Below are 16,044 nucleotides of genomic sequence, written 5' to 3'. Positions count from 1 at the left end.
AATTTTCATTTTTTCAGAATAAATTGGTATAATAAAAAATTATTATAAGAAGTTAGGAAGTGACACCATGAAAAAGAGATTTTTTCTTTCAACTTTACTAATTGGAATAGCGCTTTTTACACTATCAGCTTGTGGACAAAATAAAAATCAAAATGTCTACCAAACGGTGAAATCTACTAAAACAATCAATTGGGGTGTTAAGGCAGATACGCCGTTGTTTGGATCAATGAGCATCAAAACTGGCAAAATCAATGGTTTTGAAATTGATCTTGCTAAAGCATTGACCAAAGAAATGCTAGGTAAAAATGCTAAGGCAAATTTTGTTACTACAACGGCAAATACTAAAATTCAATTATTAAAGAATAGAAACGTAGATGCGGTAATTGCGGCGATGACCATTACACCTGAACGTGAAAAACAAGTTGACTTTAGCAAGCCTTATTTCCCTGCTGGTCAGTCAATTATGGTTGCCAAAGATAGTAAGATTAAAAATGTTAAGGATCTAAATAATAAGAAAGTTTTAGTAGTAAAAGGAACAACTGCTGCCGATGCAGTTAAAAAGTTTGCTCCAAAAGCAGAAATCCTCCAATTTGATGATTATGGTCAAGCGTTTGCTGCCTTAAAAGCTGGACAAGGTAATGCTTTTGTAACTGATAATGGTATCTTAGTTGGTATTTTACACGACAGTTCAGGTTATAAATTAGTCGGCGGAAACTTTACCAATCAACCATACGGAATTGCTGTAAATAAAGGTCAGACCGAAATGGATAAACAAATTAATTTAGCTCTGACCAAGCTAGAAAAAAATGGCACTTACAATCGCTTGCTTAAAAAGTGGTTCGGCAATATTCCTGGTTTTAATGTAAAAACAGCTGAAAAATATTAATGAAAAAAAGATTAGCTATAAATTCATAGCTAATCTCTTTTTTTACTAAGCAGTAATGTAATCAAGCAAAACAAACATTACATCTTTATTTTCTTTTGGAACACCATGAGCAATTATTTCTTGTGGTGTCTGATGCAAATCATTATTTTCTAATGCATATGCTCCATCATTAATAGCGATCTCTCGCACATTGTCTTCTTTAGGTTCAAAATGGAATTGCAATCCAATTACCTTATTTCCCAGTAAATATCCCTGATTCTTTACTAAATCACTTGAAAATAATAATTTAGCTTCTCTAGGAATTTCACTCATTTGCTGATGCCAATGAAGTGCTGTTAATTTTTCGGGAAGTTCAGTAATTGTATGATTTTGTAAATATACTGGAGCCCAACCGACCTCTTTAGCTGGTGCATCGAGTACCCGATATCCCAATGTTTTAGCAATCTGTTGACTACCAAAACAAATACCTAAAATTGGTTTATGAGCATCAAGCATTTGCTTAATTAACACCCGTTCATTTTCTACCCAATCCAATTCATCGTTAGGACTATTAGGACTTCCTAATATCACCAACAAATCAGTTTCATCAAGCGTAGGTAAAATACCAAAATCTGCTGGATGATAAACAAACATTTCATGGTTATGTTCATGGCACCAATCTTGAATAGATCCAGGGCCCTCATTAGGTGCATGTTGCAATACATTAACGCGCATTTCAATACTTCCTTTAACGTTGATTATCTACACTATAAAAAGCTCGCCAAATTTCTTCCATTCTAGCCAAACGATGCCAGTCGGCTTGCTGACACAATTTGTATAATTCATAAACAGGATCATAATCAATTGTGTCATTTTTGTTTTCCTTCAAATAGGCCAGCACAGTCTTAATCAGCATAAATCTGAATTTTTCTATTTCATTGCGATTAAAATATTTTTCATAATATTTAGTTATTAAGAAATTAATTGTAGAATTTGATGCTTGCTTTAAAGTTGCGGGATTTTTACGGTAATTGTTTAAATCATCTGTAGAAATACCCGTTTCTTTACTTAACTGTGACATTTTAATATTATCATCTGTTACTAATCGTTTAGCCTTTTCTACATCTGTTAAAAGGTGTGGCATAACCATATGAGGAGGTATTTGACGCTTATTCAACTCATTAATTATGTTCATAGCAGCTCGTTGCATTGTTCGATTGCGGCATCTCGATCAAGATTACTATTCTTGATATGTCCCACGACAAAGGTATGATCCGACACCTCATACTTTTTAGTAACAGGATTAAAAAAATTACCTATTACATTATTTACTACAACTTCTTTTGTACTTGCATGATCATAATTAAAAGGTATATTTTCCAACTTACCTGTGACAGAAGAAAATGGTAAGTTATCTATCGTAAAAACTTGAACGTAAACATCGTATTCCTCCTTATTATCCATATCAGAAAAATGCTTATCATACATTCTTACTTCACGATCTTGAATAAAATCTTCAAAAATAATCTGCTCTTTCATTAACAACTTTCCCTATTCCCAATATAATATTTTTCTTATATTAATATTATAAACAAAGAACAACTCTTATAAAGCTAACTTTTTTAATTTTATTTTACTTTTCTACTTGTATTTTTAACACAAAAAAGGATTCTTTTCATCTGAATCCTCTTAATTTTAATATATTTTTTTAACTTGTTCCTGAATACTGTCTTTATCCAAGAATTCATCATAAGTAGTATCTTGTCTGCTGACGATTCCTTTAGGGCCAACTTCGATGATATGATTGGCAATTGTTTGAATAAATTCGTGATCGTGAGAAGTAAATAATATTGAACCAGGATATGCTACCAAAGCGTCGTTCAAAGCAGTAATTGATTCCAAATCAAGGTGATTAGTTGGATCATCCATAATTAATACGTTAGCCGGCTCAAGCATCATTCTAGACAATTGACAGCGAACTTTTTCACCACCAGATAATACTTTAATTTTCTTCTCAATTTCTTCCCCACTGAAAAGCATTCTTCCTAAGAAACCACGAAGGAATGTATTATCATCTTGTTCCTTAGTCGCATATTGTCTTAACCAATCTAAGATAGTTAAATCATCGTTATTAAAGTTTGCATTTAAATCACGAGACATGTAGTTAAAGGCTGTAGTCTGACCCCAGGTAACAGTGCCTGTATCTGGCTTAATTTTGCCGGCAATAATATCAAGCAAAGCGGTTGTTGCTAAAGCGTTACGTGATAAAAATGCAACCTTGTCACCGGGACGAACTATAAATGAAACATTATCTAAGATCTTTTCACCATCAACTGAGTATGAAACGTTTTCTACCTTAACCAAATCATTTCCAAGATCACGATGCATTTCAAATTTAACAAATGGATACTTTCTTGATGATGGTTTAATATCATCCAAAGTAATTTTATCAAGTTGCTTCTTACGAGAAGTGGCTTGACGTGACTTAGACGCATTAGCTGAGAAGCGGGCAATAAATTCTTGCAGCTGCTTAATCTTTTCTTCTTTTTTGGCATTCTGATTAGCTGCTAATTCATTAGCCAACTTACTTGATTCATACCAGAAATCATAGTTACCAACATAAAGTTGAATCTTGCCACGATCAACATCACACATTTCAGTACATACCTGATTTAAAAAGTGACGGTCGTGTGAAACTACGATCACAATATTTGGATAATCAGCCAAAAAGTTTTCTAGCCATTCCACTGTGTGAACATCAAGACCGTTAGTTGGTTCGTCAAGTAAAAGAATATCTGGATTACCAAATAAAGCTTGAGCTAAAAGCACCTTAACCTTTTCTGATTCAGGCAATTCTTTCATTAACATCTGGTGTTCACTTTCAGGAATATCTAATGACTGTAACAATTTAGAAGCATCAGCTTCAGCATTCCAGCCATCAAGCTCTGCAAACTTACTTTCAAGTTCTGCCGCCTTAACACCATCTTCATCACCAAAATCAGGCTTAGCATAAAGCGCATCTTTTTCCTTCATTACTTGATAAAGTTCTTTGTGCCCTTGAATAACCGTATCCATAACGGTGAAATCTTCAAAAGCAAAGTGATCCTGGTTAAGACTAGACATTCTTTCATTCGGATCAATGCTGATTGAGCCTGTCGTTGGTTCAAGCTTACCTTCTAGCAATTTAAGAAAAGTAGATTTACCAGCGCCATTTGCACCAATCACACCGTAACAATTACCTGGGGTAAATTTTAAGTTAACATCTTCATAAAGTGTACGGCCGCCAAATTTAAGACTTAAGTCGGATACTGTAATCAATCGTTATACCTCACTATTATTAATTTAAAAAAGTTAAAATTATGTATCAGTATATCAAAAAAAGCAGATCCAAATGAAGTATGAATCTGCTTTTTTTACTTTTAATTAAAATTTCTTGAAGCTATCCAATTTTTCCTGGGTAATATCACGAATAATTGCAGTAGCTAAATCAACGGATGCCTTAAAGTCTTTGTAACTGCTGAAGCAATATGGGGAATGCTCGTAACGCACTGGAATACCGATGACAATTGTTGGAGCACCGTTTTCGTAATAGATTGCGGCACCATCTTGTCCCCCGCCAGTTCTAACCGAACGAGTGTATGGAATATTATTCTTATCAGCTAAGTCACAGGCATATTGTTGGAACTTAGGATTTGGCAAGAATGTAGTATCCATATCACGAAGCATTGGTCCACGCTTCAAACCAGTTTGAGAGAGCCAATCTGGGGTAAAAGTATCATCAGCTGGGCAACTTTCAAGCACTAAGCAAAGGTCTGGCTTGACCTTTCTAGCCGTCACATAAGCACCACGAAGACCAACTTCTTCTTGACTGGAAAGTGCAGCGACTACATCAAAGTTAGTCTCTTCACCTTTCAAATTATCAAGCACATCAATCATCGCACCAGCACCAAAGCGGTCGTCAAAGTCTTTACCAAAGAAAAGACCTGACTTTTCATGATATTCACACTTAACATCGACAAAAATTGGGCAGCCTGTATCGATCTTGTAATCCTTAATAGTTTCTTCTCTACTTGATGAACCAACATCAATGGACATATCTGCAACATCCGGTACATTGTTACGCTCTGCAGCCGTCATGAAGTGAGGCGGTTTAGTAGCAACTACACCAGGAATATATTCACCATCACGATTTCTAACTTTTACCCTTAAAGCTGGAATATTATATTTAACCCAGCCGCCAAGTGGAACAAATTTTATTAAACCGTTGGGACGAACAGCTTGAGTGATAAAGCCTACAGCATCGGAATGGGCATCAAGTTGGATTACTGGCCGAGCACCCTTATTCTCCTTTTTAGATGCATAAACATTAAGCATCCCGTCTACTTCAATGTTAGCCGTCTTTTTTGCATAACTAGTAAAAAGTTTAACGAATTCTTCTTCAAAGCCAGAAGTACTATTGGCATCGGAAAATTCCTTTAATATTTGGATTTCTTGTTCTTTTTGCATATTTTTCTCCTAAAAATAAGAATACTATTATCTCTAATCATAATGTCCAAAGCGAATCTTGTCTATTTTCAAAAATATCAAAAATCTCTGCTAAAATTAATATGTTTAGTAAGGAATGATTACATGAAAGAAAAACCAATTTGGCAAAGAAATTTATTTGTTTTATCAATTGCCGTTTTTATTGCAGGTATTGCCTTCTCTGAAGTTATGCCGTTTTTGCCGTTATATATTGACACCTTAGGTAATTTTAGCCACCAACAACTTAACTTTTGGTCTGGTTTTATTTATTCAGGGACCTACTTAGTTTCGGCACTTATTTCTCCATGGTGGGGTAAACTTGCTGACAAAAAAGGCAGAAAGCCGATGACTTTACGTGCATCACTAGGAATGGCAATCGTTATTGGCTGCATGGGATTAGTCACTAATGTTTACCAGCTTTTTATTTTGAGAATGTTGCAAGGTGTATTTGCTGGATTTGTTTCTAACTCGAATGCATTAATTGCCACTGAAACTCCTAAAGAAAAATCTGGTCAAGCACTGGGAACTATGGCTTCAAGTTTTACTGCTGGTAACTTGCTTGGACCATTTATCGGTGGAGCTTTAGCCTCAATCTTCTCTTACCGCGTAACTTTCTTTATCACCGGTGGTTTGCTATTAATTTCATTTTTCCTGTCACTATTCTTTGTTCATGAAACAGACTTTAAACCAGTGACAGAAAAGAAGCTCGATAAAGCCAGCGGTATTATTAAAGAGTTACGCAGTCCACAACTTATTTTTGGATTGTTGCTTACAACTTTAATTATTCAAGCAGCTAATAACTCAATTAACCCAATCGTATCTTTGTACGTTAAACAATTAATGGCTAATCATGGCAATGTCGTCTTTGTTTCAGGGGTTGTAGCAGCACTCCCTGGTATCGCAACTTTTCTTGCGGCCTCAAGATTTGGAGCACTAGGTGACAGAATAGGAACTCACAAAATTATTATCAGTGGTTTTATCGGCGCTGCAATTCTGTTCTTTTTAACAGCTTTCGTTCAAAATACTGTCGAACTGGGAGTATTGCGTTTCTTAGTTGGCTTTACTGATGCATGTCTGTTCCCACAAGTTCAGACTCTTCTTACCAAAAATACCCCAGCTAAAATTACTGGCCGGATTTTTTCTTGGAACCAGTCAGCCATGTATGTTGGTAATATTTTTGGACCGCTATTAGGATCAACTATTTCAGGTTTAACTAGCTACAGTATGGTCTTCATTGTGACTGCAGGAATTGTCGTCTTCAATTTGATTTTATTTAAATTCAACGTAATTAATAATTTAAATAAAGAATAAGAAAAAAGCTTGAGTTGTCTCAAGCTTTTTATTCTGCCACTTTTTTACCTTCGTGACGATTATAAAGATAATTAACTACATATGCAGCTAACAATAAAACAAGCGAAACAATCATAATCTCTCTAATTCCGCCATAAAAAATTTTCCTCATTGTTGGTAATAAATGAACAGGCAAACTTTTAGCTGATTCCGCATCACTCAGCTTGTTCATCATCGTCATCGTAATACCAGGGTGGCCAGCAATTCCACGACCCAAAGCCAGGTTCATAATTACACCATAAATAGCCGCCATAATAGTTTGAGCAAGAATTCTAATCAAAAAACTTAATGAGGTGGCTGGAGCCATATCCTTTTCACTAGCATCAACTTGTACTTTAATCTGCAAAATAACAAAGATTGAACCAACACTAAAACCCGAAAAAGCAGCAATCAAGGCTAAAATCTGATATGGCGTATTGATAGGAGCAAGAATCAAACCAACTGCGGTTATTCCCATAATTGTCAGATTGATAATTAACAACCAATAGTTACTTACATGTCTCAAAAAATATGGCGCAGTTTGAGAACCAACAATGTCTACAATTGAATTAGGAATTAAGGTCACCCCACCAACTAAGGCAGATGCCCCTAAAATTGCCTGAGCCCACATAGGTAAATAAGTATTAACAGCAATGTATGATCCCCAAGCTAAAGCAAAGATTAAGAAGTCTCCTACTAATGCCTTATTAGTAAATACACTCAATGGTACAATGGGACTTTTTGCTTTTCGCTCTGTTCGAATAAAGACTACTAATAGCAAAAGACCAAGAATAATAAAATCTAGTACCATCAATAGGCTAACCATTCCTAACAGCTGTACGCCAATTAAGAATGAAGTTAATCCAGTAATTAAAGTAAAAGCGCCAAATTTATCAAACTGCGTATCCTTATTAGGTTTACGAATACCTTTGTAGTAAATAATACTCAAAGCAATCGCAATTAGACCTAGTGGAACATTAATATAAAAGACCCAGTGCCAAGACAGCATATCAACAATCCAGCCGCCGACTAACGGTCCCGCAATACTGGCTGCACTAAAACTTGCCGCAATATAACCCAGGATTACAGTTCTTCTCTTAATATTAGGATAGATATAGCCTACTATTACGTAAGGAAGCGAACCCATACCTCCGGCACCAACGCCCATTAAAATTCGGGCAACCAAAAAGAAATAGATATCCGGGGCAATCCCCTCAAGAAGTGAACCTAAAATAAATAAAGCCAAGGAAAGTTCAAAAGCAAATTTATTGCCCATCCGCTCTCCTAACTTGCCCCAAATAGGAACTGAAACTGACATCCCTAATAAGAAACAAGCTACAATCCAACCCATATACTGAATACCATGCAAATCAGACACAATCGCTGGAATTGCAGTATTAATAATCGTTGCATCAAGTCCAGACATAATATTGGCTAATAGCAACGCTACTGTTACCATAAAAAGCTGTTTTTTACTCATCCAATTACCCTCTAAATCCTTTATCTAACTATGTATCACATACTATTAACTTCTATCAAGATTGTCAAAATGAAAATCATTTTCATCATTTTACTTTAATCATCTTGACAAAAATTTGCTTTGCTAGTTTAATATAAGAAAAAATAGTGATGACCTTTAAAGTTGGTCCCGTGAGGCTAAGAAGGAAATCTGCATTAACTAGGCTTTTTTGTGCTAGTAATAACAGAAAGACCATCTTGGACTCCGTGTTCAGGTGGTCTTTTTCTTTTGGTCATCTAGAAAGGATTTATATGGCAAAAGAAATTATTGATGCAATCGGTATTAAACGTGCATTGATGCGAATGACTTACGAAATTGTCGAACGTAATAAAGGAACCGAGAACCTAATTTTAGTGGGAATTAAGACTCGTGGCCTTTACTTAGCACAAAGAATCGCAACGAATTTAAAAAATCTTGAAGATGTAGAAATTCCTGTTGGTGCAATTGATGTTTCGCAATACCGTGATGATTTACCCGAATCGCAAAAAGAGAAAGTAATTCATGACCAACAACTAGATTTTGACATTACTGATAAAAATGTTGTTTTAGTTGACGACGTACTTTTTACAGGTAGAACTATTAGAGCAGCTCTTGATGCGTTAATGGATCAAGGTCGTCCTGCCAAAATTAATCTAGCTGTTTTAGTAGATCGCGGTCACCGTGAATTGCCTATCAGACCTGACTTTATTGGTAAAAATATTCCTACTGCAATGAATGAGGAAGTTAAGGTCTCAATGACTGAAGTCGATGATAAAGACAGCATTGAGTTAATTAACAAATAGGAGTTTGAATGAATGAGTAAAAAAGAGAATTTTAGAAATCCAGACGCGATTTTAGACGTCTACGAAAAGCCCGAATTTGGCCAAGGCGTGCTCTTGTCCTTGCAGCACATGTTTGCCATGTTCGGTTCAACTGTACTAGTGCCAATTTTGATCGGAATTAACCCAAGTATTGCCTTGCTTTCTTCCGGAATCGGTACCTTGGTCCACATGATCTTGACTCACTTCAAGATTCCAGCATACTTGGGATCAAGTTTTGCTTTCGTTGCTACTATGCAAGCTTTGATGAAAGCCGACGGTTATCCCGCTGTTGCTCAAGGTGCGATTGCCTCTGGTTTAGTTTACGTTATCGTTGCCTTAATCATTGCTAAGGTTGGTTCTGGCTGGGTTAACAAGGTCTTGCCACCAATCGTTGTAGGACCAATTATCATCGTTATTGGTTTGTCTCTTGCTACGACTGCTGCCAATGATGCGATGATGAACAACCAAAAGTATGATTTAACCTACTTTGGTGTTGCCATTTTCACATTAGTCATGACTTTGGTCTTCCAAATGTGTTTCAAAGGCTTCACGAGCTTAGTTTCAATCATGCTCGGCATCATCTGTGGTTATATCTTAGCCTGCTTCTTAGGCATTGTAGACTTCTCAGGTGTTGAAAAAGCCGCTTGGTTCTCTATTCCTTCACTTGATGTGATGGGCATTAGCTACCACTTCAAATGGTATCCAGCAGCCATTTTAGCCATGGCACCAATTGCCTTCGTTACGATGACGGAACACATGGGACACATTATGGTGCTTAACTCATTGACTAAGCGTAACTTCTTTAAAGATCCTGGTCTTCACAGAACTATGATGGGTGACGGTATTTCAACGATTATCGCCGGTTTCATCGGTGGTCCTCCTACAACTTCATACGGTGAAAACATCGGTGTGTTAGCTATGACTAAGGTGCACTCTGTTTGGGTCCTTGCCGGTGCCGCAGTTTGTGCGATCATCTTCAGTTTTGTTGGTAAGCTTGCTGCGTTAATCGAATCAATTCCAATGCCAGTAATTGGAGGAATTTCATTCTTACTCTTTGGTACAATCGCTTCTAACGGTTTGAAGATCTTAGTTGACGATAAGGTTGACTTTGGTGAAAAACGCAACATGTTAATCGCTTCAGTTATCTTGGTTATCGGTATCGGTGGTGCCTACCTCCAACTTGGCAACTTCCAATTAACTTCAGTTGCCCTTTCAACCATTATCGGTATGATCTTGAACTGGGTTCTTCCTAAGAAAGCTGCCAGTGAAAAGGCACTTGAAGAAAAGAATAAGCAAAAGCAAGATGGTAAGATTTACCAATAATTAATATTAAGCAAAAAGCAGTTAGCTATCACTAACGATAACTAACTGTTTTTATTTTTATCTAAAACTTTCAGCAATCTCTGGGTCCATCTCATCTTCTAAAACGCTATGTCCTTGATCCAGTGTCTTAATCTTTGCCATGTCTTCAGCATCAATCCCAAAGTCAAAGACATCGAAGTTTTCAGCTAATCTTGCTTTATGAACAGATTTTGGAATTACAACATAATTTCTTTGCAAGAACCATCTAATCATCACTTGGGCTGTAGTCTTACCATGCTTTTGCGCAATTTCTGCTAAAACAGGATTGGTAAAAATATGCTCAGCACCTTCCGCAAATGGGGCCCATGCTTCAGGCTGTACACCTTCTTTTTCCATATATGCCTGTGATTTCCACTCTTGATTCCAGACATTTGTTTCAATTTGATTTACCGCTGGCTTCACATTATTGAAGGTAATTAAATCAGCTAACCGTTCATTCCAAAAACTGCTAACACCGATTGCACGAATGCGGCCTTCTTTGTATAAACGTTCCATTGCCCGCCACGTGCCATAATAATCGTTATAAGGCTTATGAATTAGATACAGATCAAGATAATCTAGCTGCAATTTCTTCATCGTCTCATCAAAAGCCTTGAGCGTTGCATCATAGCCGTAATCGTCGACCCAGACCTTGGAAGTGACGAAAATATCTTCTCGAGGGACATTACTGTGCTTAATTGCATCCCCCACAGCTTGTTCATTGCCGTAAATTTGCGCAGTATCGACTAGACGGTAGCCGACTTCAAGTCCATCTTCTACGACTTGCTGCGTTTGAGCTAGATCATTAATTTGATAAACGCCAAAGCCAAGGCGCGGCATTTTTACGCCATTGTTTAAAGTTACATATTTTTCCATGATGTTATTCCTTATTAAGAAAAAAGAGTAAAACCACAACGGCTTCACTCCTCCATTATTTTTCAACTTTTGCCTGATAAAAGCCGAAGCTCATCTGACGCAAGGTATCAATGAAGCTTTCCTTATCCAGCTTCTTCCCTGTCGTTAGCGCCTCAAATTCTCCATCAGGATCTTTCAACTTTTGATCCGTTCTATGGAAACCATTCCGCTCATAGAACTTAAGTCGGCTAACTCGCTGTTTATAATTCTTCGCCTTTGAAGTTACTGGCTCAATATCAATCACAATTTGCTTATCTGGAAAACGATCTTCAAGCATGGTCAAAATCTTGGAACCATAGCCTTGGCCGCGCAATTCTTCATTGATTGCCAAGTAGGTCAAATAAACCGTCTTATCGTTTTCGGCATAATAAGTAATGCCGCAGAACTGATCTCCATTGTAAATTGCGTGAAACTTAACATTACGGTGTAGTGACATTGCTAAAAGAGAAAACATTGAGAATCTTTCCCATGCAGGAAAGGCCTTCATGTATAAATCTTTTGCGTCACGGTATGCTTTTGTGCCCCATCGGGCGGGTTTCGAGTCTAAAATAATATCCTTCTTTTCTAATTAAAATCACTATTAAAACTCAATACCATAATAATAACAGAAAAACTGCCGCATGACGCGACAGTTGCTCTGTTTTTCACAATATTTTATTGTCTAAATCAACTTATACTTCTTCATCAATTCTTCAACATAAGTACCCTTAACCTTCTTGAGTATCCCCTTAATTACCAACTTCTCAGGCATTGGTAAATCAAAGTCTTCAAGCTTCTTTTGATCGTTCAAGTAGTACATCGCATTCATCAACATTCTGACATCAAAGGCAGAAGCGAATACTTCAGGTACGCCACGGTCGATATCAAGCAATGTGTAGACAGCTTCCATCGCGGTTCTAACTGAATATTCAGTAGTAAAGACAGTGTCTCTTGGAGTTTCCGCAAAGTTACCAATGAAGGCTAAGTTCTTTGAATGATCTGGCACTACCTTTGGTCTATCGCCTAATGCTCTTGGCATAAAGTATGAAGTAATGTATGGCATATGTGCTGGAATAGTAGTTGCAGCTGCAGCCATTTCAGGAATTCTTTCTTCAGGAACACCCATGTGGTAAAGCCATTCTTCACACAATTCGATACCATTACAGTCAGGCATAGTCTTTTCAACATAATTACCCTTAGTGTCTGAGAACAAGCCATAGAGCCAAACAATCAATTCATTTGGCTTTTGTGCCTTAAAGTGTGGCTGACGACTAATTGAGTAACCTAATAACCAGTTAGAATCCTTAATTGTAGTTGGTCCACTAGTAACAATTGAACCACTGTGTGGATCTTTCTTATTAACTGCTTCAATAAATGGCACAATATCATCATTCTTAAAGGTAATTGTAGCTGACATTCTCCAGTTAGCCTTTGGAATATCCCTGCAGAAGACCTCTGGATGACCAAAGTCTTCATCTTGAGCAGCCAAGTTCTTCCATAATTGCCAGCTAGCACCTAATTCATGCTCTGCTGGAGCTGGGTGGAAGTTATCACCATAAGTAGTGCTTTCAGTGATAGAACCGTTAGTGACAAAGACAAGATCGTTTTCAGTTAAATCAATTGTCTTTCTTTCACCTTTTTCAGTTAAAACAATTTGCTTGGCAACTTTTTTACCATCTGAACGGTTAACAAAGATGTTATCTACTACAGTGTCGTAATGGAATTGAACGCCATGTCCTTTCAAATATTTAACCATTGGCAGAATTAATGATTCATATTGGTTATACTTAGTAAAGCGAAGTGATGATAAATTCTTCAATGTAGCAACGTGTTGAACGAAACGCATCAAGTAGCGACGCATTTCCATTGCACTTGCCCATGGTTCAAAGGCAAACATAGTTGACCAGTAAAGCCAGAAGTTGGATTGGAAGAATTCTTTGGTAAAGACTTCGTTAATCTTCTTATTTTGCAAATCTTTTTCAGGTGTTAAGCAAAGGTCGATGATTTCCTTTACTGCCTTAGGTGTTAACAAAAGTTGACCGTCAGTTGGTAAAGCTTCACCGCGATTGATGATGACACGGGTTTTAGCATAGCTTGGATCTTTTCTATTCAAGCGATAGAATTCATCCAAAATTGATTCACCTTCATGTTCGGTTGAAGGAATTGATCTGAATAAGTCCCATAAGCATTCAAAGTGTGGTTCCATTTCACGACCACCACGGATGATATAACTTTCTTTTTCTTTATTGTAAATACCATCCATTGAACCACCAGGAAGGGCTAATTCTTCAAAAATGTGAATTCTATTGCCCTTCATTTGTCCATCACGAATCAAGAATACAGCGCTGGCAAGAGCAGCTAATCCTGATCCAACAATATATGCTGATTTTTGATCAACGTCTTTTGGCTTTTCAGCCTTTACAAATGCTTCATAATTACCATTGCTATAATGCATAATTTACACTTCTTTCAAATAATCGTTACACCTGTAACTATTTACAGCTATAATAATAGTGTAAGCGATATCATTTGTCAAATTAAAACTAATCAAAGGATGATTTTTTATGAATATGAAAAGTCTGCACACGCAGCAACAGATAGAAGAAGCCTTATTTTCTTTATTACAAAAAAAGCCTTACGCCGAAATTTCCATTGCAGAAATTACGCGTAAAGCTCATGTTTCTCGTACTTCTTTTTATCGTAACTATAGCCAAAAAAATGACGTACTAACGCTATTTTTGGCTAATCAATATAAAAAATTTATTGTTGATATCAATGAACATAAACTAAAGACATTGACCAAACAGCTAATTGTTTATCTGACATTTTTTAAAGAAAATCCTAAAGTCATGAAAATCTTGTTAGACGCTGGTTTTGAAGGCAGTCTATTAAACTTTCAAACTCGCTATTTGAAAAAACTGCTTGGTGTCTACCACCCAGACTTAAATTTACCAGATTATGCAGTCGCCTACCAATCAGGCGGAATTTATATGCTCTTAATTTGGTGGGTTAAGCAGGATTATCAAACTCCACTCGAAGATTTAATTAATTATGCGGAAAAACACATTATGCTTTAATGTCTTATTATTGCAATTTCTTGCGCTTTTTACCAAAGTTAAAGTAGAAATTCAGCACAAAGGCAATGATTAACAAAATTAACGATACCAACATAATTTCTTTGATTCCGGCATGGAAAATAGTTCTCATAGTTGGTACTAAATTCTGCGGCAATAATTTTGCACTTTTGGCGTCACTCAATTTATTCATCATGGCCATCGTAATACCTTTATGCGTATGAACTCCACTTGCTAAGTTCAAGTTCATAATTACGCCGTACACAGCTGCCATCACAGTTTGTGCCAGGATTCTAATCAAATATGACGTTGAAGTAGCTGTAGCCATATTCTTTAATCCAGCATCTAGCTGCACTTTTAACTGCATAGCAACGAAGATAAAGCCAACACCAATTCCTGAAAACGCACCAATAAACGTCAATATCTGTACTGGCGTATGAATATCTGCCAAAAACAACCCGACGGACGAAATCATCATCGCAATGATTCCAATTAAAGCCAATTTAAATGTTGTCATATGTTCTTGAATAGCCGCTACGCTTTGGGAAGCAATGATTTCTACGATTGAGTTAGGAATCAGAGTCATCCCACCTAAAAGTGCAGATAAACCGAGTAATGCTTGAGCCCACATCGGCATATAAGTATTAACAGCAATAAATGCACCCCAAGTGAAGGCAAATAAAAGAAAATCACCGTCTAAATCTTTATTTTTAAATAAGGATACCGGAATGATTGGATTAGCCGCATGATTCTCACGAATAAAGAAGAGAACAATAAACACTAGACTAACAATAGTCAAGCTAATGACAATCCAGTTAGCTGTTAACCCAACTAGTTGAACGCCCATTAAGAATAAAAGCAATCCAATAACTAATAATCCGGCACCAGGAATATCGAGGACTGGTGTTTTTTCTGGTGTAACAGGCTTGTAGTAAACAAGACAGATGATTAATGCTATCAAACCGATTGGAATATTAATATAGAAAACCCAGTGCCATGAAAAGGCATCGATTAACCAACCACCAACCAATGGTCCTAAAATAGCAGCTCCATTCCAGCTTGCTGTTAAGTAGCCTAATACCTTAGTTCTGGTTTTAATATTTTTAAAAACATAACCGGCAATGATATAAGGAAGAGACCCCATACCACCAGCACCGATCCCCATGATGAATCTAGAGCATAAGAAAAAGATGATATTAGGTGCCATACCTTGTAAAGCAGAACCTAAAACAAACAAAATCAGTGAAATTTCAAAGGCCTTTTTATTAGTGATTTTCTCGCCTATCTTAGTCCAAATTGGAATTGAAATAGACATCCCTAATAAGAAAATAGCAACAATCCATCCCATAAACTGAATTCCATGCAAAGCTGCAACAATCGCCGGAATTGCGGTATTAATAATCGTCCCATCAAGTCCTGACATAACATTACCTAACATCAAGGCAATGGTGACCATCGTAATTTGTTTTTTATTCATTCAAATTTCCCCTTTAAAAAACAAAAACTCCTATTATCAGCGATAATAAGAGTAAAAAAATATGGAGGATACAGGGCTCGAACCTGTGACCTCCTGCTTGTAAGGCAGATGCTCTCCCAGCTGAGCTAATCCTCCATTATGGGGCGGAATGTGGGATTCGAACCCACGCATGCTGGATCCACAAACCAGTGTGTTAACCCCTTCACCAATTCCGCCATAAA

General features: G+C 36.9%; 15 protein-coding genes and 2 tRNA genes. 5 read left to right on the top strand and 12 right to left on the bottom strand.

Annotation, left to right across the window (positions count from 1 at the left end; translation table 11 throughout):
* The first annotated feature begins 67 nt into the window (after window positions 1-67).
* Window positions 68-886: a transporter substrate-binding domain-containing protein gene (locus tag FC37_RS06755; RefSeq protein WP_025005427.1), complete on the top strand. Its 819-nt coding sequence runs from the start codon at window positions 68-70 to the stop codon at window positions 884-886.
* Window positions 887-931: 45 nt separating this feature from the next.
* Here the strand turns inward: FC37_RS06755 and FC37_RS06750 are convergent, their stop codons facing one another.
* The 5 genes from FC37_RS06750 to FC37_RS06735 form a co-directional block, all read right to left on the bottom strand.
* A complete protein-coding gene (locus FC37_RS06750) occupies window positions 932-1,600 on the bottom strand; it encodes a type 1 glutamine amidotransferase (protein WP_025005426.1) in 669 nt (222 codons plus the stop codon).
* 13 nt (window positions 1,601-1,613) lie between these two features.
* The gene (locus tag FC37_RS10980; protein ID WP_338107505.1) at window positions 1,614-2,075 is read right to left on the bottom strand and encodes a hypothetical protein; all 462 of its coding nucleotides are present in this window, start codon (window positions 2,073-2,075) and stop codon (window positions 1,614-1,616) included.
* A complete protein-coding gene (locus FC37_RS10975) occupies window positions 2,057-2,404 on the bottom strand; it encodes a hypothetical protein (protein WP_338107504.1) in 348 nt (115 codons plus the stop codon). The genes FC37_RS10980 and FC37_RS10975 overlap by 19 nt, the downstream gene beginning before the upstream one ends.
* A 156-nt stretch (window positions 2,405-2,560) precedes the next feature.
* A complete protein-coding gene (locus tag FC37_RS06740; RefSeq protein ID WP_056945568.1) occupies window positions 2,561-4,183 on the bottom strand; it encodes an ABC-F family ATP-binding cassette domain-containing protein in 1,623 nt (540 codons plus the stop codon).
* 105 nt (window positions 4,184-4,288) lie between these two features.
* Window positions 4,289-5,371 (bottom strand): M42 family metallopeptidase, encoded by a 1,083-nt coding sequence (locus tag FC37_RS06735; protein ID WP_025005425.1) that lies wholly within the window; start codon window positions 5,369-5,371, stop codon window positions 4,289-4,291.
* 123 nt (window positions 5,372-5,494) lie between these two features.
* On the opposite strand from FC37_RS06735, the gene FC37_RS06730 reads away from it, so the two are divergent.
* Window positions 5,495-6,700 carry a multidrug efflux MFS transporter gene (locus FC37_RS06730; protein WP_056945567.1) on the top strand — a complete coding sequence of 402 codons (1,206 nt, stop codon included), beginning with the start codon at window positions 5,495-5,497 and terminating at the stop codon, window positions 6,698-6,700.
* A 28-nt stretch (window positions 6,701-6,728) separates the two neighbouring features.
* Here the strand turns inward: FC37_RS06730 and FC37_RS06725 are convergent, their stop codons facing one another.
* Window positions 6,729-8,198, bottom strand: a complete 1,470-nt coding sequence (locus FC37_RS06725; RefSeq protein ID WP_056945566.1) for an MFS transporter — start codon at window positions 8,196-8,198, stop codon at window positions 6,729-6,731.
* Between the two features lie 290 nt (window positions 8,199-8,488).
* Between FC37_RS06725 and pyrR the strand changes: the two genes are divergently transcribed.
* A complete protein-coding gene (gene pyrR / locus FC37_RS06720) occupies window positions 8,489-9,019 on the top strand; it encodes a bifunctional pyr operon transcriptional regulator/uracil phosphoribosyltransferase PyrR (RefSeq protein ID WP_025005423.1) in 531 nt (176 codons plus the stop codon).
* 12 nt (window positions 9,020-9,031) lie between these two features.
* On the top strand, window positions 9,032-10,360 hold the full coding sequence (locus tag FC37_RS06715) for a solute carrier family 23 protein (protein ID WP_025005422.1): 1,329 nt from the start codon (window positions 9,032-9,034) through the stop codon (window positions 10,358-10,360).
* A 57-nt stretch (window positions 10,361-10,417) separates the two neighbouring features.
* Here the strand turns inward: FC37_RS06715 and FC37_RS06710 are convergent, their stop codons facing one another.
* The 3 genes from FC37_RS06710 to FC37_RS06700 form a co-directional block, all read right to left on the bottom strand.
* Complete coding sequence (locus FC37_RS06710) at window positions 10,418-11,254, bottom strand: aldo/keto reductase (RefSeq protein WP_025005421.1); 837 nt, start codon at window positions 11,252-11,254, stop codon at window positions 10,418-10,420.
* 55 nt (window positions 11,255-11,309) lie between these two features.
* Window positions 11,310-11,843, bottom strand: coding sequence for a GNAT family N-acetyltransferase (locus FC37_RS06705; RefSeq protein ID WP_255404982.1), 534 nt, complete (start codon window positions 11,841-11,843; stop codon window positions 11,310-11,312).
* Window positions 11,844-11,954: 111 nt separating this feature from the next.
* Window positions 11,955-13,727, bottom strand: a complete 1,773-nt coding sequence (locus tag FC37_RS06700; protein WP_025005419.1) for an oleate hydratase — start codon at window positions 13,725-13,727, stop codon at window positions 11,955-11,957.
* 109 nt (window positions 13,728-13,836) lie between these two features.
* Between FC37_RS06700 and FC37_RS06695 the strand changes: the two genes are divergently transcribed.
* Window positions 13,837-14,349, top strand: a complete 513-nt coding sequence (locus FC37_RS06695) for a TetR/AcrR family transcriptional regulator (protein WP_025005418.1) — start codon at window positions 13,837-13,839, stop codon at window positions 14,347-14,349.
* Window positions 14,350-14,356: 7 nt separating this feature from the next.
* On the opposite strand, the gene FC37_RS06690 is transcribed toward FC37_RS06695, so the two are convergent.
* The 3 genes from FC37_RS06690 to FC37_RS06680 all read right to left on the bottom strand — a co-directional run bounded on the left by FC37_RS06690 (window position 14,357) and on the right by FC37_RS06680 (window position 16,038).
* Entirely contained in the window at window positions 14,357-15,823 is a 1,467-nt protein-coding gene (locus FC37_RS06690) for an MFS transporter (protein WP_025005417.1), read from the bottom strand.
* Between the two features lie 62 nt (window positions 15,824-15,885).
* A tRNA-Val gene (locus FC37_RS06685) sits at window positions 15,886-15,958 on the bottom strand.
* Window positions 15,959-15,962: 4 nt separating this feature from the next.
* Window positions 15,963-16,038 (bottom strand) — tRNA-His (locus FC37_RS06680).
* Between the last annotated feature and the right edge of the window lie 6 nt (window positions 16,039-16,044).

This window comes from Lactobacillus gallinarum DSM 10532 = JCM 2011 (assembly GCF_001434975.1).
Classification (GTDB): domain Bacteria; phylum Bacillota; class Bacilli; order Lactobacillales; family Lactobacillaceae; genus Lactobacillus; species Lactobacillus gallinarum.
Note: the sequence above shows the minus strand (reverse complement) of the source record. Positions and strands in the feature narration are given on the sequence as shown.